We start from the raw sequence: 20,312 nt of genomic DNA on the forward strand, positions 1-20,312 counted from the left end.
CCACAATTCGGCCTCCGCGCGCCGACCGGCGGCGCCACGGGCCGAATGAAGGTCGCCGGCGCTGGCGTTTCCCCGGATGCTACTCGCCAGTAACCAACGCCGACACCACCCCCCGTGTGGCCAACCCCACACGCCGCCCGCGGCCCCGCGCATCGTCGATCATGAGGTTGACGGCGATGTGGATCTCCAAAAATGCCGTCAACCTCATGATCAACGCGAGATCAGGGGATCGTGAGGGCCTGGGGGAGGGCGGGGAGGAGGAGGGTGAGCTGCCATTCCCGGGCGCCGAAGCCGCGGAGGGTCTCCGCCACGGTCTCGTCGGTGATCTCCTCCGGCGGCTGCCAGGCGAGCCGGCGGACGTAGTCCGGCGCGATCAGGTTCTCCGGCGGCAGGTTGTGCTCACCGGCGATGCGTAGCACCACCTCCCGGCAGCGGGCCAGCCGGCCGGCCGCCACCGGATCCCGCTCTGCCCAGCGGTGCGGCGGGGGCGGCCCCTCCACCACCGGCGTCACCGGCAGCGCGTCGTCCGGCAGCTGCCGGGCGTCGTCCAGGGCCGCCAGCCAGGTCCGGGCGAGCCGGCGTACCGAGCGGCCGCCGAAGCCGGGGAGGGTGAGCAGCGTCTTCTCGTCCTTCGGGTCCAGCTCGGCGGCGGCCACGATCGCCGAGTCGGGCAGCACCCGCCCCGGGGCGGCGTCCCGCCGCGCGGCGATCTGGTCGCGGGCGTACCAGAGGGAACGGACCCGGGCCTGCGCGCGGGCGCCGCGGACCCGGTGGATGCCCGAGGTGCGCCGCCACGGCTCGGCCCGGACCCGGGGCGGTCGAGCGCCGTTGCGGACCAGCGCGGCGAACTCCTCCGCCGCCCACTCCGACTTGCCCTGCCCGCGCAACTCCTCGTCGAGGGCGTCGCGCAGGTCGACCAGCATCTCCACGTCCAGCGCCGCGTAGGTGAGCCAGGACTCCGGCAGCGGCCGGCTGGACCAGTCCGCCGCCGAGTGGTGCTTCTCCAGCGTGTAGCCGAGCAGCTGCTCGGTCAGCGCGGCGAGGCCGACCCGCTCGAACCCGGCCAGCCGGGCGGCCAACTCGGTGTCGAACAGCCGGCGCGGGCGCAGCCCCAGCTCGCCGAGGCAGGCGAGGTCCTGACTGGCGGCGTGCAGCACCCACTCGGCCTCGGCGATCACCGCGTCCAGGGCGGAGAGGTCGGGCAGCGGCAACGGGTCGATCAGCGCCGTGCCCGAGCCGGCCCGGCGCAGCTGCACCAGGTAGGCCCGCTGGCTGTAGCGGTATCCGGAGGCACGCTCGGCGTCCAGGGCCACCGGGCCGATGCCCGCCGCGAAGCGGGCCACGACCTCCTCGAGCTCGCTCGGCACGGCCACCGGCGCGGGGGTGCCCTCGCGCGGGGCGGTCAGCGGCACGGGCCCGCCGGCGGTGGGTTCGGTCCCCGCGTCCGCCGGCTCCGACCCGGCCGACGACGGACGCAGTGCTGCCTCTCCCGTACGGCTTTCGGCGGCCCGACGGCGCAGGGGTGGTTCGTCGGTCACCTGACAACCCTAGTGCGCGCGCCCGACGCGGTGTGCGCAGCCGGTCCGGCGCGTGTCGGCCGGATGGCCGCCGAGTGTCGGGGCAGGTCGGCTTGCGCGCCCGTGGCAGGGTCAGACAACAGGGGAGACAAACCCCGTTCGCGCAGGTACGGTCCATCGAGCCGCAGCCGGGGTGTCGAGGGGCCGTCGGGCGGTGTCGGCGGGGCGTTCACGGGGGAGGACGAGCGATCATGACGGCTGCGCACGGCGGTGCCGAGGTGCCGGGGCCGGGCTCCGACGAGACGGCCGACCAGGCACGCGGCGAGACCGTCCGGCCGGGGCCTCTGCCGCCGCGGATGATCCCACCGGTCGCGCCCGGTCAGCCGGCGCCGTTCGGCGCGCCCGCCGGTTTCCCGGCCGCGCCCACCGGTGGCGTCCCCGCTCCCGAGCAGCCCGCCGGTGCGCCGGGCCAGCCGGCCGTGCCCGCGCCCAGAGCCACCTGGCCGGCGGTGCCGAACAGCGGCCAGTGGGGCCCGGCCGGCGGCTCGACCGCCCCGCGCCCCCAGGACGGATGGCCGCCGGCCCCGCCGGGCAGCGCGCCCGGGCAGCCGGTCGGCGCCGAGCCAACCGTCGGCTTCGCCGCCCAGCCCATCACCGCGCCCGCCCCACCGGCGTCCGCGCCCGCCCCACCGGCCTCCGTTCCGTTGCAGCCGGTCCCGGGGCCGGCGTTCGCGGGGCAGCCGGCCCCGGCGCCCACCCACCCCGGACAGCCGATCTCCACGCCGGCCCATCCGGCTCAGCCGACTACCGCACCGGTCCACCCGACTTCCGCACCCGCCCACCCGGGGCAGCCGGTCGCCGCGCCGACCTACCCAGGGCAGCCGATCTCGGGACCGGCCTACCCGGGCCAGCCCATCGCCGGGCCGGCCCTGCCGGGGCAGTCCGCCCCGGGGCCGGCGTACCCGGGCGGGGCCGCAGGCGGGACCGGCCGCGGGCGGCGGCTGCCGGTGGTGGCGCTCGTGCTGGCCGGGGTGCTGGCGGTGGTCGCGGGGGTGCAGGCGTACCAGATCCACCGGCTGGACGACCGGCTCGCCGCCACCGACCGGCGGTTGGCCGACGCCCAGGGCGCGGACGGCAGCCGGCTGGACGGGCTGGAGAAGCGGGCGGAGGGCCTGGAGAAGCAGGCCGGTTCCGCCTTCAACCCGGAGGCCGTGGCGAGTGCCGTGCTGCCCAGCGTGTTCCGGGTCAGCGCCGGCCAGTTCACCGGTACCGCCTTCGCGATCGGCAAGCCGCCGTCCGGCGGCGGCACCATGCTGCTCACCAACTTCCACGTGGTGGAGTCGGTCTACGACGGGGGCGGCCGGAAGGTCTTCCTGGAGCGGACCGGCCAGCGCTTCGAGGCCACCATCGTCAAGGTCGACAAGGACAAGGACCTCGCCCAGCTGCGCACCACGGCCCGGTTCACCGGGCTGGTCGCGGCCGGTACGCCGGTCAAGTCCGGGCAGCAGATAGTGGTGGTCGGCGCCCCGCTGGGATTGCAGGACAGCGTGACCACCGGGGTGGTTAGCGCGTTCCGCCCGGACGAGGGCGGCTCCGGCCCGGTGATCCAGTTCGACGCGCCGATCAACCCCGGCAACTCCGGCGGACCGGTGATCAACGGAGCCAAGGAGGTCGTTGGCATCGCCACCGCCAAGGCCCGGGACGCCGAGGGCATCGGCCTCGCGGTGCCGATCAAGACCGCCTGCGACACCTTCACGCTCTGCTGACCGGCCCGCACCCCGGTCGCCGTTGACCGCATCCGTCGACGCGTGGCCCGACCACGTCGACCCGCAGACCCCGGCCCTTCGGGGCCACCCCACGGGGACCAGCACACCCTGGAGGTACGTCATGTCCCAGCCACCGACCGGAGCGGAGGGCTACCCGCCCCAGCCGCCGGGCGGCACCGGGTACGGCAGCCCGTACGGCGGCCAGCCCGCGCCGCAGCAGTACCCGGCCGGCCAGCCCGACCCCACCCTGCCCCAACCCGTCACCCCGGCGCCCGCCCCGCCGGTGCCCGGCCAGTACGCGCCGAGCGCGGCCCCGGTCCCCGGGCAGTACGCGCCGAGCGCGGCCCCGGTCCCCGGGCAGTACGCGCCGAGCACGGCCCCGGTCCCTGGGCAGTACCCGCCGGCTGCCGCCCCGGTCTCGGGGCAGTACCCCCCGGCTGCCGCCCCGGTCTCGGGGCAGTACCCGCCGGCTGCCGCCCCGGTCCCCGGGCAGTACGCGCCGGGCGCCGCCCCGGTCTCCGCGCCCGGTTACCCGCAGCCGATGTCGGCGCCGCCGATGTCCGCCCCGCCCGTGTCCGGGCCGGGTTTCGGGCCGCAGCCGATGTCGGCCCCGCCCGGCGCGGTCCCGCCGTACGGAGCGCCGGCGGCGCGCGCCGGCAAGGGGCGGAGCACCCTGATCCTCGCCCTGGTCGCCGGGCTGCTGTTCGTCCTCGGCGGCGTGATGACCGGCCTCTACGTCACCACCAACGGGAAGCTGCACCGCGCCGAGCAGAAGGTCAGCCAGCGGGACGGCACCATCGCGGCGAACCGGCAGGAGATCGACAAGCTCAGGGCCGACCTGCAGACGGTCCGGGACAAGCTCGCCGACACCGAGCAGAACCTGACCGGCACCAAGAACGACCGGGACGAGCAGGCTCGACAGAAGAAGGTCATCGCGACCTGCCTGGACAAGCTCACCACCGCCATCGCGGCGGCGTCGGCCGGCAACAAGGCCGCCTTCGACAAGGCCAACAAGGGCCTGGACAAGGTCTGCGACGAGGCCGAGAACTACCTCTGACGGGATACCGCGCGGGCCGCTCCGGTCATCCGGGGTGGCCCGTCGCCGGCTTTCGGCCGCTCAGGCGGCGCCGGCGGGGCGGCGGGACGGCAGGGCCGTCACCCCGGGCGGCGGCAGCCCGGCCGTCGAGGCCAGCAGGGCGCACCAGCCGAGCAGGTGCGGGGACAGGTCGACGCCGAGCGGGGTCCAGGAGGCGCGGATCTCGATGTCCCCGGCGGCGGGCGGCCCGGCCAGCTCGCCGAACCGGGTGGAGAGGGTCTGGGTGACAGTGCCGCCGATGGCCCGGTGCCGGGCGTCCTGCGCGTCCAGCGCGTCGGTCAGCCAGGTCCAGCCCACCCCCGGCAGCAGCGGGTCGCTGGCCAGGTCCACCTCCAGCTCCGCCGTCACGTACGTGACCAGCCGCAGGGTGCCCTGCCACGCCTCGTGCCCGGCCGGGTCGTGCAGCAGGATCAGCCGCCCGGTGGCCACCTCGTCGTCGTCGCGCATGACCGCGGCGGAGAGCGCGAACGCGTACGGGGCCAGGCGCTGCGGGGCGCCGACCTCCTCCAGCAGGATCTCCGGGCGGGGGGTCACCGATCGCAACCCCGCGACCGCGCGGGCGAAGGTTTCCGGGAGCGCGATCGGGGGGGCCATGCGGGCAGCCTATGCCGCCGCCCGCCGGTACGGCGGGACGGCGCGCCGAGCGGCGGCCGCGATCATGCGTCGAGGAACCTGCCGTCCGGGGCCTTCGGGTGCCGGGGGCGTCAACCAGGGCCTTCCGTTCACGTCACAAAAGGTGACGGTGGCGGCGGGGGTCGCCCGCACGCGTGGCACGATTGCCGCGATGACCACCGACACCACGGGCACCGCCGCCCGAGACGGACAATCCCGCCGTGGCGGGCCGGCCGATTCGCCCTTCGTCCGCGCCTGCCGGCGCGAGCCGGCCCCGCACACCCCGGTCTGGTTCATGCGGCAGGCCGGTCGGTCGCTGCCGGAATACCGGGAGATCCGGGCCAACGTGCCGATGCTGGAGTCGTGCCGCCGTCCGGAGCTGGTCACCGAGATCACCCTTCAGCCGGTCCGCCGGCACGGGGTCGACGCGGCGATCCTGTTCAGCGACATCGTGGTCCCGGTGGCCGCCGCCGGCATCGACCTGGACATCGTGGCCGGCACCGGGCCGGTGGTGGCCGAGCCGGTCCGCGCCGCCGCCGACGTCGAGCGGATCCGGCCGATCACCCGCGACGACGTGTCCTACGTGGACGAGGCGGTCCGGCTGCTCGTCGCCGAGCTGGGGGACACCCCGCTGATCGGTTTCGCCGGCGCCCCGTTCACTCTGGCCAGCTACCTGGTCGAGGGCGGGCCGTCGCGGACCCACGCGAAGACCAAGGCGCTGATGTACGGCGACCCGGACCTCTGGCACGCCCTGTGCGCCCGGCTGGCCGAGGTCACGCTGTCGTTCCTGCGGGTCCAGGTCGACGCCGGGGTGTCCGCGGTGCAGCTCTTCGACTCGTGGGCCGGCGCGCTGTCCGAGGCCGACTACCGCCGCTACGTGCTGCCGCACTCGACCCACGTGCTCACCGGCCTGGCCGACGCCGGCGTGCCCCGGATCCACTTCGGGGTGGGCACCGCCGAGCTGCTGGGCGCGATGGGCGAGGCCGGCGTCGAAGTGGTCGGCGTCGACTGGCGTACCCCGCTGGACGTGGCGACCCGCCGGATCGGCCCGGACAAGGCCGTGCAGGGCAACCTCGACCCGTGCGTGCTGCTCGCCCCGTGGCCGGTGGTGGAGGCCGAGGTGCGCCGGATCCTGGACGAGGGGCGGGCCGCCCCCGGTCACGTGTTCAACCTCGGGCACGGCGTCCTGCCCGAGACGGACCCGGACGTGCTGACCCGGGTGGTCGCGCTGGTGCACGAGCTCAGCGCGCGGCCAGCCGAGTAGGGGAGGGACCATGGCGCGACCGTGGCGGGTGGCGATCGTCGGTGGCGGCGTCACCGGGCTGGCCGCCGCCGTCCGGTTGCGCGACCGCGCCCCCGCCGGCACCGAGGTCACCGTGTACGAGCAGTCCGGCCTCCTCGGGGGCAAGCTGCGTACCGGCGAGCTGGCCGGGCAGCCCGTCGAGTTCGGCGCGGAGTCGTTCCTGATGCGCGACCCGACCGGCGGGGAATCGGCCGCGGTGGCCCTGGTCCGCCGGCTCGGGCTGGTCGACTCGATCGTGCACCCGACCGTCGGGCAGGCGGCGCTGGTCGTCGACGGCGGGCTGCGCCCGGTTCCCGGCGGCACGCTGGTCGGCGTACCCGGTGATCTGGAGAAGGTGGCGGCGGTGGCGCGGCCGGCGGCGGACGCCGACCGGGACGCCGGCCGCCCGCTGCTCGGCCCGGACGCCGACCTGGCGGTCGGTGCCCTGGTCCGGGAGCGGTTCGGCGACGAGGTGGTGGACCGGCTGGTCGACCCGATGCTCGGCGGCGTCTACGCGGGCCGGGCCGACGGCCTTTCCCTGGTCACCACCATGCCGGCGCTGGCCCGCGCGGCCCGGGTCGAGCACACCCTGGTCGGCGCGGTCCGGGCCGCGCAGGCGGCCGCGCCGCGCACCCCCGGCGCGCCGGTCTTCGGCACCCTGGCCGGCGGGCTGAGCACCCTGGTCGAGGCGGCGGCGCGGGAGAGCGGCGCGACGATCCGCCGGGACGCGGCGGTCCGCGAGCTGCACCGGACATCGACGGGGTGGCGGCTCACCGTCGGCCCGACCCGCGAAACGGAGCACGTCGAGGTGGACGCGGTGCTGCTGGCCGTGCCGGCCCGCCCGGCCGCCCGGCTGCTCGCCGGCCCGGCGCCCGAGGTGGCCGCCACCGTCGGCGGGCTCGACTACGCCAGCGTCGCCCTGGTCACCCTGGCGCTGCCCGCGCCGGAGCTGCCGGAGCTCTCCGGCTTCCTGGCGCCGGCCACCGAGGGCCTGCTGATCAAGGCGGCCACGTTCTTCACCACGAAGTGGGGCCACCTGCGCCGGGCCGACGGGCTCGCCCTGCTGCGCGCCTCGGTCGGCCGGTACGGGGAGGAGACGTCGCTCCAGCTCACCGACGACGACCTGGTCGCCACCGTGCACCGGGAGTTGTCCAAGGTGCTGGGCGCCCCGCTGCCCGAACCGGTCGCCCGGCACGTGCAGCGGTGGGGCGGGGCCCTGCCGCAGTACACCCCCGGCCACGGCGCGCGGGTGGCGGCGGTCCGAAAGGGCCTGCGCGCCGCCCACCCGACGCTGGCCCTGGCCGGGGCCGGCTACGACGGCGTCGGCATTCCGGTCTGCGTCCGCTCCGGCGAGACGGCGGCCGAAGAGATCATCACAGCACTGGGAGGATCGGCAGCATGACCGAGCAGACCAACGCGGCCCGGCTGCGGGAGCTCAACGAGACCATCCGCTACACCATGTGGTCGGTGTACCGGGCCACCAGCCCGCTCCCGTCGCTGCGCGAGAACGTCGTCGACGAGGTCGAGTCCCTCTTCACCGAGCTGGCCGGCAAGGACGTGACCATCCGGGGCACGTACGACGTGGCCGGCCTGCGCGCCGACGCCGACCTGCTGATCTGGTGGCACTCCTCGTCCAGCGACGCGCTCCAGGACGCGTACCTGCGGTTCCGCCGGACCACGCTGGGCCGGGCGCTCACCCCGGTCTGGTCGCAGATGGCGCTGCACCGGCCGGCCGAGTTCAACAAGAGCCACATCCCGGCGTTCCTGGCCGGCGAGGAGGCCCGGGCCTACCTCTGCGTCTACCCGTTCGTCCGCTCGTACGAGTGGTACCTGCTGCCGGACGCCGAGCGGCGCGAGATGCTGGCCGAGCACGGCCGGATGGCCCGCGGCTACCCGGACGTGCGGGCCAACACGGTGGCCTCGTTCGCCCTCGGCGACTACGAGTGGATGCTCGCCTTCGAGGCCGACGAGCTGCACCGGATCGTCGACCTGATGCGGGACCTGCGGGGCTCCCGGGCCCGGCGGCACGTGCGGGAGGAGATCCCGTTCTACACCGGTCGCCGCCGGTCCGTCGCCGACATCGTCACCTGCCTGCCCTGACAGGAGGGGCCCCGGCCAACGCCTCGCGTCGTACCGCGGGCCCCTGCTGGCGCCTTGTTCGCGTCACCGCTCAGGCGGCCGGCCGGCCCTCCCGCCGCATGGGGGTGTGCGGGATGCCGTCCTCCACGTACCCGGGGCCGGTGATCGCGAAGCCGTGGCCGGCGTAGAAGTCGACCAGGTGGGTCTGCGCGTCCAGCACGCACGGACCCGCGCCGACCACGGCCAGTGCCTCGGTCAACAGCCGGCCGGCCAGGCCCGCGCCGCGGGCCGCCGGTGCCACCACCACCCGGCCGATCCGTGCCACGCCGTCCGGGTCGGCCAGGATCCGCAGGTACGCCACGACCACGCCGCCCCGGGTCAACCAGAGGTGCCGGGTGCCGGGTTCGACGTCCCGGCCGTCCAACTCCGGGTACGGGCACTTCTGCTCGACCACGAACACGTCGATGCGCAGCCGGAGCAGGTCGTGGAAGGTGCGGGCGGCCAGCTCGGCGAAGCTGGCGACGTGCGACTCGACGGGCATCCCGCGATGGTAGGCGTGGCCGGGCGGCGCCAGATCGCCGACCTGGCGATGTCTGGGCGCTCCGGATGCCGCCACCTCGCCCGATCCGAAGGCTGCGCGGGCGGATGCCACATCGCCGACCCGGGGAACCGCGCGGGGCGCCTCTCGGTCAGGACGGGCGGGCGCCCACCGCGTCGCGGACCTCGGCGCCCTGCGCGCCCTCTACCGCCCGTGCGCAGTGCGCGCAGCAGAAGAAGCGGCCGTTGACCTCGACGCCGTGGCCGGCGATCTTGATCTGGCAGTGCTCGCAGATCGGCGCCATCCGGTGGATGGCGCACTCGAAGGAGTCGAAGGTGTGCACCGCCCCGCTGGCCGTACGGACCTCGAACGCCCCCCAGTAGTCGTTACCGCATACCTCGCAGGTTGCCATTACAAATCCCCTCGATATGGACACGTCACCCCAGCGTCGAGCAGCCGACACATGCGGGCAACCGGAACCGGGGAATCTGGTCCGGCTCGACGGCGAGTCGCCCCCGGCGTGTCGGACGTTAGGCCTGGTGACCGCCCCGACACCCCCGGAGGACCACGTGATCAAGCGCAACAAGCTGTTCGGCAACCAAACCCGGGTCACCTTCTGCCTGCCGCGCGACACCCCGTCCGGCACGGTGAGCGTGGTCGGCTGCTTCAACGACTGGGAGCCTGGCCGGCACGAGCTGGTGCCCCGCCGGGACGGCACCCGGACGATCACCGTCCGGCTCGGCCCCGGCGAGCACCACTTCCGCTACCTCGCCACCGGCGGCGTCTGGCTGGACGACGAGTCCGCCGACGCGGTCGACGAGCGGGGCTGCCGCCTGCTGCTCTGACCGCCCGGCACGACCGGTGCCGGTGCCGCCGGGCGGCAGCTCAGCCCTGGTTCGGCTCCAGCCGGATCGAGACCGAGTTAACGCAGTGCCGGGTGTCCTTCGGCGTGAACCCCTCACCCTCGAAGACGTGCCCCAGGTGGCTGTCGCACCGGGCACAGCGGATCTCCGTACGCCGCATGCCGAGGGTGTTGTCGGGGATCTCCTTCACCGCGCCGGGGATCGCGTCGTCGAAGCTCGGCCAGCCACAGTGCGAGTCGAACTTGTCCTCGCTGCGGAACAGTTCCGCCCCGCAGGCTCGGCAGTGGTAGAGGCCGGGGGTCTTGGTGTCGACGTACTCGCCGGTCCACGGCCGCTCGGTGCCGTGCTCGCGGAGCACCCGGAACTCCTCGGGGCTCAGCCGGACCCGCCACTCTTCCTCGGTGGTGGGCAGTTCGCTCTCGGAAAGACTCACCGGACAACGGTACGTCGGGCGTCGGTGGCATCGCATATGGTCGCGCAATGGGTGGCACCAAGGCCGCCGCCGAGGAGATCGAGGTCGCCGGGCACACCGTACGGCTGAGCAGCCCGGACCGAGTGATCTTCCCGCAGCGCGGCTTCACCAAGGCGGACGTCTTCCACTACTACCTGTCGGTCGGCGAGGGGATCATGCGCGCCCTGCGCGACCGGCCGACCACGTTGCAGCGCTTCCCCGAGGGCATCGAGGGGGAGATGTTCTTCCAGAAGCGGGTGCCGACCCGGGGCGTACCCCCGTGGATCCGGACCGCGGAGATCAGCTTCCCCAGCGGCCGGAAGGCCGCGGAGCTCTGCCCGGCCGACCTGGCCCACGTGGCCTGGGCGGCGCAGATGGGCACGGTGGTCTTCCACGCGTGGCCGGTCCGCGCCGCCGACGTCGACCGTCCCGACGAGCTGCGGATCGACCTGGACCCGCAGCCCGGCACCGACTTCGCCGACGCGGTCACCGCGGCCGGCGAGCTGCGGGCGCTGCTGGACGAGCTGGGCGTGGCCGGCTGGCCGAAGACGTCCGGCGGCCGGGGCGTGCACGTCTACCTGCGGATCCAGCCTCGTTGGACGTTCGTCGAGGTGCGCCGGGCCACCATCGCGCTGGCCCGGGAGCTGGAACGCCGCCGTCCGGAGCTGGTCACCACCGCCTGGTGGAAAGAGGAGCGCGGCAGCCGGGTCTTCGTGGACTTCAACCAGATGGCCCGGGACCGGACCATCGCCTGCGCGTACTCGCTGCGGGCCAACGCGCGGGCCACCGTCTCCACCCCGGTCGACTGGGACGAACTGACCCAGGTTGACCCGGACGACTTCGACCTGCGCAGCGTGCCGGCCCGGCTGGCCGGGCGGGGTGACCCGCACGCCGGCATCGACGATGCCCCGTGGGACATCAGCCCGCTGTTGGCGTGGGCCGAGCGGGACGCCGCCGCCGGGCAGGGCGACCTGCCGTACCCGCCGGAATACCCGAAGATGCCGGGCGAGCCGAAACGGGTGCAGCCCTCCAAGGACCGCGACCGCAAGACCACCTGACGATCAGCGGGCGGCCGGCCTCAGGACCCCGGTCGGTTCGGTGCCCGTTGGTGGCTGGTAACGATCATGTAACGGGCGCGAACCTTTCCCGCCCCCCGACCGGTCTTCCTTTTCATCGGCCCGACCGGGGGCCAGGGGAGGGCGTCGGATGAAGTTGGTGTGGAGGCGGGCCGTCGAGGCGCGCGGGCTGCTGCTCGCCGCCGCCGTGGCGGCCCTGGTCGCGGTGGCACTGGTCACCGGGCTCTCCGACTACAACCGGCGGGCCGTCGACGCCGGAGCGCGGGCGGTGCTCGACGCCGCCCCGGCCGAGGAGCGCAGCCTGCTGGTCAGCGGCTCCGGCGGCCCGGACGCGGCCGCGTACGCCGAACGGGACCGGGCGGTCCGCGCCCAGTTCGCCGCCGGCCTGGGCGAGGTGCCGGTCACCGTCGCCGCCGCCCGCTACGGCACCGGGCGCGAGCTGACCGGGGACCTCGGCGCCGCCCGGGCCGGCGACGACGCGGTCTTCGCCAACCTCGGCACCCTCGACAACCTGGCCGCGCACGCCCAACTCACCGCAGGGTCGTGGCCGACGCCCGGGGCGAACCCGCTGCAGGTGACGCTGCCCGAGAAGGTCGCCGGCCAGCTCGGGCTGCGCACCGGCGATCGAGTGCCGCTCTACGACCGCAGCAGCGAGCGGGCCGGCGCGGTCGTGGTCGCCGGAATCTGGCGGCCCCGTGACCCGACCGAGGCGTACTGGCGGCTGGCTCCCGGAGTGGGCGAGGGTGACCCGGGTGCGGTCACCTCGTACGGGCCGTTCGCGCTGGACCCGGCCGACTTCGCCCGTACCTTCCCCGGCTCGGTGTCCGCGTCCTGGCTCGTGCAGCCGGACCTCGCGGTGGTCGAACCGAGCCGGCTGGTCTCGGTCAAGACCGCCGTCGCCACCATCTCGGCGAAGATCCCCGACGCCACCGGCCTCGGCTCGTCCGCGCAGGCCGTCACCAAGCTGGACCAGCTGATCGACCGGCTCGGCCGAGCCGACCTGGTGGGCCGGTCCGCCCTGCTCACCCCGCTGTTGCTGATCGTGGTGCTCGGCGGGTACGCGCTGGTGCTGGTCGCCGCGCTGCTCAACGAGGACCGGCGGGCGCAGACCGCACTGCTGCGCGCCCGGGGCGCCGCCCGCGGCCAGCTCGCCGGCCTCGCCGTCCGGGAGGCGACCCTGGTGGTGGCGCCGGCCATGCTGCTCGCCCCGCCGCTGACCGGGCAGGCCGTGCACCGGCTCGGCGCCGACCTGCGGCTGGCCGACGGCGGCCTCGCCCAGGTCTGGCTGGTCGCGGTCGCCGCCGCGATCGGCTGCCTGCTCGCCATGGTGATGCCCGCGCTGCGCCGGGCCGGCACCTACGTCGCCGACATGGCGGCCCGGTCCCGCCCGACCCGCGGCGCGGCGGTGCAGCGCGCCAGCGTCGACCTGGCCCTCGTCGTGCTCGCCGTGCTCGCCTGGACCCAGCTCCGGCAGTACTCCTCGCCGCTGGCCGGGGCCGGCGGGCGGCTCGGCATCGACCCGCTGCTCGCCGCCGCGCCCACCATCGGGGTGCTGGCCGGCGCGGTCGTCGCGTTGCGGCTGCTCCCGCTGGCTACCCGGGTCGCCGAGCGGTTCGTCGACCGGCGGCCGTGGACGGCCACCATGTTCGGCATGTGGCAGGCCGGCCGCCGGCCGCACGCCGGGCCGGTGCTGCTGCTCGCCCTCGCCGTCGGCGGCAGCACGCTCGCCTGGTCGCTGGTGGCCTCCTGGGAACGGTCGCAGCGGGACCAAGCCCAGCACACCGTCGGCACCGACCTGCGGCTGGTCGAACGGAGCGGGAGCGCCCCGGCCGACCGGGCGGGCCAGCTGGCCGCGGTGTCCGGGCTGGACCGGGTGCTGCCGGCCTGGCGCGACGACGTGCGGCTCGGCCGCGACAACCGGGAGGCGACCGTGGTGAGCCTGGACGCTGCCGGCGCGACCGGCATGCTCCGGCTCGACGACGCCGCCGGTGGGGCGTCCAGTGACGCGCTGCTCGACCGGCTGGTCCGCAAGCGGGCGGCGGCCGCCGGGATCGCCCTCCCGGCCGGCGCGCGGGCGCTCGCCGGGACCGTTCGCACCCCCGTCGAGACGCGGTTCGAGCAGCCGCGGGTGTCCGTGGCCGCGCTGCTCGTCACCGACTCCGGTACGGCCTGGCGGCTGCCGCTGGCGGTCGGCCAGGGCGACGGCCGGCCGGTGTCCTTCTCCGTGCCGCTGCCCGAGACCGGCGGCGCCCCGCTGCGGCTGGCCGGGTTCGAGGCCGACGGCGGCGAGGCGGTCGGCGAGAGCTACCGGCTGCGGATCAACGGGCTCCGGCTCACCGATTCCGCCGGCGGCAGCCGGCCACTGGCACTCGATGGCGAGTGGCGGATCAGCGGCGAGGAGGGAGCGCAAGCACCGGCCCAGGTCGGCGGGGACTCCGTTGACGCCACCCGCGGGTTCGTGGTGCCGGAGGGTATGCGGGAGTTCATCAGCGCGCCGTCGGCCCGGATCGCCGTGGTGCCCGTCGGGGACGACCCGCCGGTGCCGGCGCTGGTCACGTCCGGCGCAGCCGCGGCGCTGAACGTCCGCACCGGCGACACCGTCAACCTGTCGCTGTCCGGGGTCTCCCTGCCGGTGACGGTGGTCGGGCAGGTCAAGGCCGTCCCCGGCACGGCCGGCGACGGGGTGCTGCTGGACCTGCCCGCCGCCACCAACCTGCTGCTACGCCAGCAGGGCACGGTCCGGTCGACGGCCGAGTGGTGGCTGCGCACCGATGACAGCGGTCACGCCGCCGCGGCGGAGGCCCTCGCCGCGCTGCCCGGGACCGCCCTGCTCGACCGGCGCCAGGTGGCGGCGGAGGCAGCCCGGGACCCGTACTGGCGGGGTGCCCGGGTCGGGCTGCTGGCCGCCGCGCTCGGGTCGGCACTGCTCGCCCTGGTCGGTCTCGCCGTGGACGTGTGGGCCACCACCCGGCACCGGCTGACCGAGTTCGCCGTGCTGCACACGCTGGGCGCCAACGCCCGGCTGCTGGCCCGGGCCCTCCTCGCCGAGCAGGCCTTCCTGGCCGGCATCGGGGTCGGCGTCGGGCTGCTGGTCGGGTCCGGGGTCGCGGCCACCATGGTGCCGCTGGTGATCCTCACCCCGGCCGCCGGCCGGCCGGTGCCGGAGGCGATCTTTACGGTGCCATGGACCCCGATCGGACTGACCGCGGCCGGGCTGCTGCTCGCCGCGCTGGCGTTCGCCGCCGTCATCACCACCGGCATCCGCCAGCGGGTGGCCGCCGTGCAGCTGCGGATCGGGGGGGAACGATGAGCCTGTTCAGGGTGGCCCGGCGGGTCCGGGCGTACGGGGGCCATTTCCTCCTCCTCGCGGCGCTGACGCTGGTCACGGCCCTGCTGATCACGGCGGTGCCGCGAATCGCCGATCGGCTCACCGGGCAGGGGCTGCGGGAGCACGTGGCGGCCCAGGCGGTGGCCCACCGGGACCTGAACTACGCGACGGAGGAGGCGCAGATCCGGTCCGGGAGCCAGGAGCTGCTGGCCAGCCGAGCAGCCGACCTGGACACGTTCCAGGAGCGGATGCCGCCCGACGTGCGGCAGGTGATCGGCGAGCGGTGGTTCGCCGCGCAGACCTCGTTCGCCCGGCTGAAGGGGCCGGAGCTGACCGCCGACAAGGGGCTGATTGATCTCAGCGTGCGGACGGTGACCGGCATGGCGGACGCGGCGGCCCTGGTCGAGGGCCGGTGGCCCGATGCGGGCGTGGCTGCCGACGGCTCCGTCGAGCTGGCCCTCGCCGACACGGTCGCCGGCCGGCTCGGACTGCGTGCCGGTAGCCGGCTCACGCTGTCCACCCTGGACGCCGACGGCAACCCGACGAAGAGCAGGAAGATCACCGTGGTCGGCCTGTTCCGGCCGGTCGACGGGCAGAGCGGGATCTGGGACGCCCTTCCGTCGTTGCTGCGGCTCGGTGAGCCCGAGGGGGACGGAGAGCCGTTCCTGATGGTCGGGGTGACCGCCGACCGCGGCCTCGCCGCCTTGGCCGGGGCCGGCTGGCCGGTCAGCTTCAGCTGGCGCTACCGGATCGCACCGGATCGCATCACCCCGGCCCGGCTCGATGCGCTGATCGAAGGGTTGAGCAGCCTCGACCGCACGCCCAAGCCGACCGGACTCAGCTTCTCCCAGGGCGTCGACATCCCGTTGCGGCAGTTCGCCGACTCGCTCGCCGCCGCCCGTACGCTGCTCGCGATCATCGCGGCCGGGCTGCTCGCCACCCTGGTCGGCCTGACCCTGCTCGCCGCCCGTCTGGCGGCGCGTCGACGCCGGTCCGAGTACGTGCTGCTGCGCGCCCGGGGCGGCTCGACCGGCGCGGTGCTCCGCCGTGGGCTCGCCGAGTCGGTGCTCGTGCTGCCGGCCGCGGCCGGCTTCGGTTGGCTGCTCGGCGGCCTACTGCCCGGCGAGGGCACCGAGCTGCGCTGGGTGCTGCTCGTCGCGGTGCTGGTCACCCTGGTCCCGCCGGTCGCCGCGCTCACGGCCGCACGCGGTGGCGCCGGCCGGGCCGACCTGATCAACACCCGGTCCACCACCGTCCGGCTCACCGTCGAGGTGACCGTGCTCGGCATCGCCGTGCTCGGGGCGTTCCTGCTGCGCCGCCGGGGCCTGGCCCTCGACGGGTCGGTGGACCCGCTGCTGGTCTCCGTGCCGGTGCTGCTGGCGGTGGCCGCCGCACTGGTCGCGCTGCGCGCGTACCCGTGGCCGCTGCGGCTGCTCAGCCGGCTCGCCGCCCGGGCCCGGGGCAGCGTGGCGTTCCTCGGCACCGCCCGCGCCGGCCGGGCCGCCACCACCGGCCCGCTCGTCGTGGTCGTCCTCGCCGTCGCCACCGCCGCGTTCTGCGGGGTGGTGGCGGCCGGCATCGAGGCCGGCCGGGACCGGGCCGCCGTCCGGGCCGTCCCCGGGGACGTCCTGGTCAACGGGGAACGGTTCGCCCCGGACACCACCGAGGCGCTGGCCGCGCTGCCCGGCGCCCAAGCGGTGGCCCCGCTGCTGGTCGAGCCCAACGTGCGCCCGTACGCCGACCAGGCCGGCCGGTTCGGCGGGGTCGGCGACACCCGAGTGCTGCTGGTCGATGGCGCCCGTTTCGCCGAGGTGGCCCGCCGCGCGGGCGTACCGGTGACCGTGCCCGACGCGCTGCGCGCCACCGGCGACGGCACCACGCCGCTGCCGGCGCTGGTCTCCCCGGCGCTCGCCGACGAGTTCACCGAGGCCGGGCTCGCCGACCCGCAGGGCCGCCGACCCGCCTGGCTGGACGTGCAGGGCAATCGGCTGCCGGTGCGCACCGCCGCCACCGTCACCGAGTTCCCGCTGATCGACCGGAACGTGGACCGGTTCGTGGTGCTGCCCTGGCCGGCGCTGCCCGCGAACGCCCCGCATCCGGTCGTACCCACGGGTTTCGTGCTGGCCGGGGAGCGGGTGGACCAGGCCGCGGTGGCCCGGGTGGTCAACGAGGGGCAGCAGCGCTACCAGCGCACCGGGGCGGTCACCGCCGGGGAGCGGCCCCGCCAGCCGGAGCTGCGGGTCCGGTCGGCGGTCCGCGCCGAACTGGGCGGCAGCGGGGTGAACGGCCTGCTGGTCTTCGGCTTCACCATGGGCGCGGCCGGCGGCGGCGCGCTGGGCCTGCTCGCGCTCGCGTTCGCGGTCCTCGCCGGGGCGCGGGGGCGGGGGCAGGTGCTGTCCCGGCTGCGCACCATGGGCCTGTCCCGCCGGCAGTGGCGCGGGCTGCTGCTGGTCGAGCTGACCCCGCTGGTGCTGGTGTCGGTGTTCACCGGCGCGGTGGTCGGGGCGCTGCTGCCGATGCTGCTCACCCCGGTGCTCGGCCTGCCCGCGTTCACCGGCGGCGTCGCTGTGCGGGCGAGTTTCGAACCCGGCCTGGTGGCCGGTGTGCTGGGCCTCGCCGCACTGGCCCTCGGCTTCGCGATCGCCGTCGAGGCCCTGAACAACCGCCGGATGCGCCTCGGCGAGGTGCTCCGGCTCGGAGAGGAGAGCTGAGATGACAGCGACCGCCGAGGCGTCCGCCGTGCCGGACCTGGCCGCCCTCCAGCAGCGCGCCGCGCAGCGCGCCGCCGAACGGGCCGGCGGGCGGGACCGGTTGCGCGGGCACATCGTCTGCGACGGCCTGGTCCGCATCTTCAAGACCGAGGGGGTGGAGGTGGTCGCCCTCCAGGGTCTCGACCTGGTCATCGACCGGGGCGAGCTGGTGGCGATCGTGGGGGCCTCCGGCTCCGGCAAGTCGACGCTGCTGAACATCCTCTCCGGGCTGGACACGCCCACCGCCGGCATCGCCCGGGTTGCCGAGTACGACCTGCTCGCCCTGTCGAACCGGCGCCGGCTCGCCTACCGCCGGCAGATGGTCGGCTTCGTCTGGCAGCAGACCGGGCGGAACCTGCTGCCGTACCTGACCGCGCTGGAGAACGTGGAGCTGCCGATGCGGCTGGCCGGCGGGCGCAGCCGGCGGGCCCGGCGGGAACGGGCCCGCGAGCTGCTCGACCTGGTCGGCGTCGGCTACTGCGCGGACCGGAAGCCCGGCCAGATGAGCGGCGGCGAGCAGCAGCGCTGCGCGGTCGCCGTGTCGGTGGCCAACGACCCGGAGGTGCTCTTCGCCGACGAGCCGACCGGTGAGCTGGACGAGGCGACCGGGGCCGAGGTCTTCGCCGCGCTGCGGACCATCAACGCCGAGCTGGGCGTCACCATCGTGGTGGTCACCCATGACCACGCCGTGGCCAGCCAGGTCCGCCGGACCGTCGCGATCCGCGACGGCCGCACCTCCTCCGAGGTACGCCGTACCGCCCGCGTCGCCGCCGACGGCAGCACCGAGCTGGTCAGCGAGGAGTACGCGGTGCTCGACCGGACCGGCCGGATGCAGCTCCCGGCGTCCTTCGTGGACGCGCTGTCGCTGCGCGACCGGGTCCGGCTCAATCTGGAACCCGACCACGTCGAGGTGCGGCCCGGCGACCGGGCGCACGCCGAGAAGGAGCAGGCATGAGCGAGTCGACTTTGGCGCCGGCCCGCGTCGTCACCACCGGCGAGGTGGTCCGGGTCGAGGCGGTGAGCCGCACCTTCGGGCGGGGCGAGCATGCGGTGCACGCCGTACGGGACGTGTCCTTCTCCGCCGGGCGGGGCGAGTTGGTCGCGATCCGGGGTCGCTCCGGCGCCGGCAAGACCACGCTGCTCAACCTGGTCGGCGGCCTGGACCGGCCGGACAGCGGCCGGGTCCGGGTGGCCGGGCACGACGTGACCGGCGCGAGCGAGCGGGAGCTGCTCGCGCTGCGCCGGGGCACTGTCGGCTTCGTCTTCCAGACCTTCGGGCTCGTGCCGATCCTGTCGGCGGCCGAGAACGTCGGGGTGCCGCTGCGGCTGGCCAAGGTGCCGGCCGCGGAGCGGGAGCAGCGGGTGGCGGTGCTGCTCGAGCTGGTCGGGCTGGGCGGGCATGCCGCGCAGCGCCCGTACGAGCTGTCCGGCGGGCAGCAGCAGCGGGTGGCGGTGGCCCGTGCCCTGGCGAACGAGCCGGACCTGCTCATCGCCGACGAGCCGACCGGCCAGCTCGACTCGGAGACCGGGCGGTCCATCATGGACCTGATCCGGGCCGTGGTGCACGCCCGGGGCATGACCGCCCTGGTCGCCACCCACGACCCGGCGCTGATCGAGATGGCCGACCGCACCCTCACCCTCCGCGACGGCCGCCTGGTCACCGACTGACCGCTCGCGTGAGTCGTCCACGTCATCAAGTTCGTAGCGGTTCAGCCGCGGCCCAGCGGGCGGTCCGGGGGCCCGCCGGCGACACCACCGGTCGGGGTGGCGCGGCGTGGGCGACCAGGGCGGGCCCGCCCGCCACCGCCGGGCAACCGGTCAGTCGCGACAGCGGCGGCGGTGGTAGGACAGGGTGACCGCGAGCAGGAGAGGGCCCCAGAGGAGCAGCGGGACGTAGCAGGCCACCAGCAGCGCGAAGCCGGCCGGCGAGAAGCCCAGGCCATCGCCCTCGACGACGAGGTCCCGAACGATGATGCCCCAGGCCGCGTACGCCCAGACGAGGGTGACCCCGATGGCGCCGGCGGTGGCGGCGGTGACCGCGAACGACGGCGGCACCCGACGCCCGCCCAGCAGCGGCAGCCACCGGGGGAACACCTCGCCCCACGGGCGGACCAGGCCGAGCGCGAGCAGCGCCAGCGCCTCGGAGAACACGGTCAGCGAGACGACATAGACGCTCTCCCATCCGTGCGTGCGGACCGGCGCGCCGTGTTCGTACGCGCCGATCGGCACCCCGGCGACCAGGGCGAGCCGCCAGAGCCCGGACGGCAGGACGACCAGCGGGACCAGGTGGGCGGCGCGGACCGCCCAGGCGTGGGCGGGCCGGCCGTCGCGCGGGTGGGCGGCGGCCGGTGCGGTGGCGGTGGACATCTGACTCCCGTTCGTCGGCTGCCCGCCCAGCCTGCCCGTGCCGGCCGCCGGCGATCATCCCGCGCGGCGGGGAGTCGGCTCCCTCCGGCGGGGGAGCGGCCGGGGTCAGAGCGCCAGCTTCATCCCCTCGTGGCTGGCCACGAAGCCGAGGTTGCGGTAAAAACGGTGCGCGTCGGCGCGGGTCTTGTCGGTGGTGAGCTGCACCAGCGCGCAGCCCCGCGCCCGGGCCTGGTCGATGGCCCAGGTCATCAGCTGCCGCCCCAACCCCCGGCCGCGCAGGTCGGAGCGGACCCGGACCGACTCGATCAGCGACCGCTCGGCGCCGTGTCGGCCCAGCCCCGGGATGTACGTGATCTGCATGCAGCCGACCAGCTCGCCACCGGCCTCCGCGACCACCAGGTGGTTGCGCGGATCGGCGGCGATGTCGGCGAACGCCTTCTCGTACGCGTCGTCGACCTCGGTGAAGTCGCGGGCCTTGCCCAGCACGTCATCGGCGAGGAGGGCGATGATGGCCGGCAGGTCCGCGCGGACCGCCTCCCGGAAGATCGTGTCGGTCATGCCGGCAGCGTGACACAGCGACAGCCGGC

At 75.5% G+C, this 20,312-nt stretch carries 18 protein-coding genes; 11 read left to right on the forward strand and 7 right to left on the reverse strand.

Translation table 11 applies throughout. The annotated features are described in order from the left end of the window. Positions 1-221: 221 nt before the first annotated feature. Positions 222-1,478: a ribonuclease D gene (locus tag A6A27_RS15890; RefSeq protein ID WP_443189972.1), complete on the reverse strand. Its 1,257-nt coding sequence runs from the start codon at positions 1,476-1,478 to the stop codon at positions 222-224. Between the two features lie 689 nt (positions 1,479-2,167). Between A6A27_RS15890 and A6A27_RS15895 the strand changes: the two genes are divergently transcribed. Both A6A27_RS15895 and A6A27_RS15900 read left to right on the forward strand, forming a co-directional pair. Then, on the forward strand, positions 2,168-3,283 hold the full coding sequence (locus A6A27_RS15895; RefSeq protein ID WP_443189973.1) for a trypsin-like peptidase domain-containing protein: 1,116 nt from the start codon (positions 2,168-2,170) through the stop codon (positions 3,281-3,283). Between the two features lie 121 nt (positions 3,284-3,404). Next, entirely contained in the window at positions 3,405-4,340 is a 936-nt protein-coding gene (locus A6A27_RS15900) for a hypothetical protein (RefSeq protein WP_073835393.1), read from the forward strand. Between the two features lie 60 nt (positions 4,341-4,400). On the opposite strand, the gene A6A27_RS15905 is transcribed toward A6A27_RS15900, so the two are convergent. Next, positions 4,401-4,973, reverse strand: a complete 573-nt coding sequence (locus A6A27_RS15905) for a DUF3000 domain-containing protein (protein WP_073835394.1) — start codon at positions 4,971-4,973, stop codon at positions 4,401-4,403. A gap of 190 nt (positions 4,974-5,163) precedes the next feature. Here A6A27_RS15905 and hemE point away from each other — a divergent pair, with 190 nt between their 5' ends. Genes hemE through hemQ form a run of 3 tightly spaced genes read left to right on the forward strand, consistent with a single transcriptional unit; the run spans position 5,164 to position 8,373 of the window. After that, on the forward strand, positions 5,164-6,255 hold the full coding sequence (gene hemE, locus A6A27_RS15910) for a uroporphyrinogen decarboxylase (protein WP_073835395.1): 1,092 nt from the start codon (positions 5,164-5,166) through the stop codon (positions 6,253-6,255). 10 nt (positions 6,256-6,265) lie between these two features. Continuing rightward, positions 6,266-7,675 (forward strand): protoporphyrinogen oxidase, encoded by a 1,410-nt coding sequence (hemG, locus tag A6A27_RS15915; protein ID WP_073835396.1) that lies wholly within the window; start codon positions 6,266-6,268, stop codon positions 7,673-7,675. Beyond that, positions 7,672-8,373 carry a hydrogen peroxide-dependent heme synthase gene (gene hemQ, locus A6A27_RS15920; RefSeq protein ID WP_073835397.1) on the forward strand — a complete coding sequence of 234 codons (702 nt, stop codon included), beginning with the start codon at positions 7,672-7,674 and terminating at the stop codon, positions 8,371-8,373. Before hemG ends, hemQ begins: the two co-directional genes overlap by 4 nt. A 70-nt stretch (positions 8,374-8,443) precedes the next feature. On the opposite strand, the gene A6A27_RS15925 is transcribed toward hemQ, so the two are convergent. Together A6A27_RS15925 and A6A27_RS15930 are read right to left on the reverse strand one after the other, a co-directional pair. Further along, a complete protein-coding gene (locus tag A6A27_RS15925; RefSeq protein ID WP_073835398.1) occupies positions 8,444-8,893 on the reverse strand; it encodes a GNAT family N-acetyltransferase in 450 nt (149 codons plus the stop codon). 148 nt (positions 8,894-9,041) lie between these two features. Continuing rightward, entirely contained in the window at positions 9,042-9,302 is a 261-nt protein-coding gene (locus A6A27_RS15930; protein ID WP_073835399.1) for a Prokaryotic metallothionein, read from the reverse strand. A gap of 157 nt (positions 9,303-9,459) precedes the next feature. Here A6A27_RS15930 and A6A27_RS15935 point away from each other — a divergent pair, with 157 nt between their 5' ends. Beyond that, complete coding sequence (locus A6A27_RS15935) at positions 9,460-9,735, forward strand: isoamylase early set domain-containing protein (RefSeq protein ID WP_073835440.1); 276 nt, start codon at positions 9,460-9,462, stop codon at positions 9,733-9,735. A gap of 40 nt (positions 9,736-9,775) precedes the next feature. Here the strand turns inward: A6A27_RS15935 and msrB are convergent, their stop codons facing one another. Next, positions 9,776-10,186: a peptide-methionine (R)-S-oxide reductase MsrB gene (gene msrB, locus A6A27_RS15940; protein ID WP_073835400.1), complete on the reverse strand. Its 411-nt coding sequence runs from the start codon at positions 10,184-10,186 to the stop codon at positions 9,776-9,778. Between the two features lie 47 nt (positions 10,187-10,233). Here msrB and ligD point away from each other — a divergent pair, with 47 nt between their 5' ends. The 5 genes from ligD (at position 10,234) to A6A27_RS15965 (ending at position 19,026) form a co-directional block, all read left to right on the forward strand. Then, positions 10,234-11,262 (forward strand): non-homologous end-joining DNA ligase, encoded by a 1,029-nt coding sequence (gene ligD, locus A6A27_RS15945; RefSeq protein WP_073835401.1) that lies wholly within the window; start codon positions 10,234-10,236, stop codon positions 11,260-11,262. Between the two features lie 148 nt (positions 11,263-11,410). Further along, complete coding sequence (locus tag A6A27_RS15950; RefSeq protein WP_073835402.1) at positions 11,411-14,590, forward strand: FtsX-like permease family protein; 3,180 nt, start codon at positions 11,411-11,413, stop codon at positions 14,588-14,590. Next, positions 14,587-17,319 (forward strand): ABC transporter permease, encoded by a 2,733-nt coding sequence (locus A6A27_RS15955; protein ID WP_073835403.1) that lies wholly within the window; start codon positions 14,587-14,589, stop codon positions 17,317-17,319. The genes A6A27_RS15950 and A6A27_RS15955 overlap by 4 nt, the downstream gene beginning before the upstream one ends. A gap of 1 nt (position 17,320) precedes the next feature. Beyond that, on the forward strand, positions 17,321-18,313 hold the full coding sequence (locus tag A6A27_RS15960; RefSeq protein ID WP_073835404.1) for an ABC transporter ATP-binding protein: 993 nt from the start codon (positions 17,321-17,323) through the stop codon (positions 18,311-18,313). Continuing rightward, positions 18,310-19,026, forward strand: a complete 717-nt coding sequence (locus A6A27_RS15965) for an ABC transporter ATP-binding protein (RefSeq protein ID WP_073835405.1) — start codon at positions 18,310-18,312, stop codon at positions 19,024-19,026. Before A6A27_RS15960 ends, A6A27_RS15965 begins: the two co-directional genes overlap by 4 nt. A 150-nt stretch (positions 19,027-19,176) precedes the next feature. Here A6A27_RS15965 and A6A27_RS15970 read toward each other — a convergent pair whose 3' ends face one another. Continuing rightward, positions 19,177-19,725 carry a hypothetical protein gene (locus A6A27_RS15970; protein ID WP_073835406.1) on the reverse strand — a complete coding sequence of 183 codons (549 nt, stop codon included), beginning with the start codon at positions 19,723-19,725 and terminating at the stop codon, positions 19,177-19,179. Between the two features lie 105 nt (positions 19,726-19,830). Continuing rightward, complete coding sequence (locus tag A6A27_RS15975; RefSeq protein WP_073835407.1) at positions 19,831-20,283, reverse strand: GNAT family N-acetyltransferase; 453 nt, start codon at positions 20,281-20,283, stop codon at positions 19,831-19,833. Between the last annotated feature and the right edge of the window lie 29 nt (positions 20,284-20,312).

It is taken from the genome of Micromonospora sp. CB01531 (genome assembly GCF_001905095.1).
Classification (GTDB): domain Bacteria; phylum Actinomycetota; class Actinomycetes; order Mycobacteriales; family Micromonosporaceae; genus Micromonospora.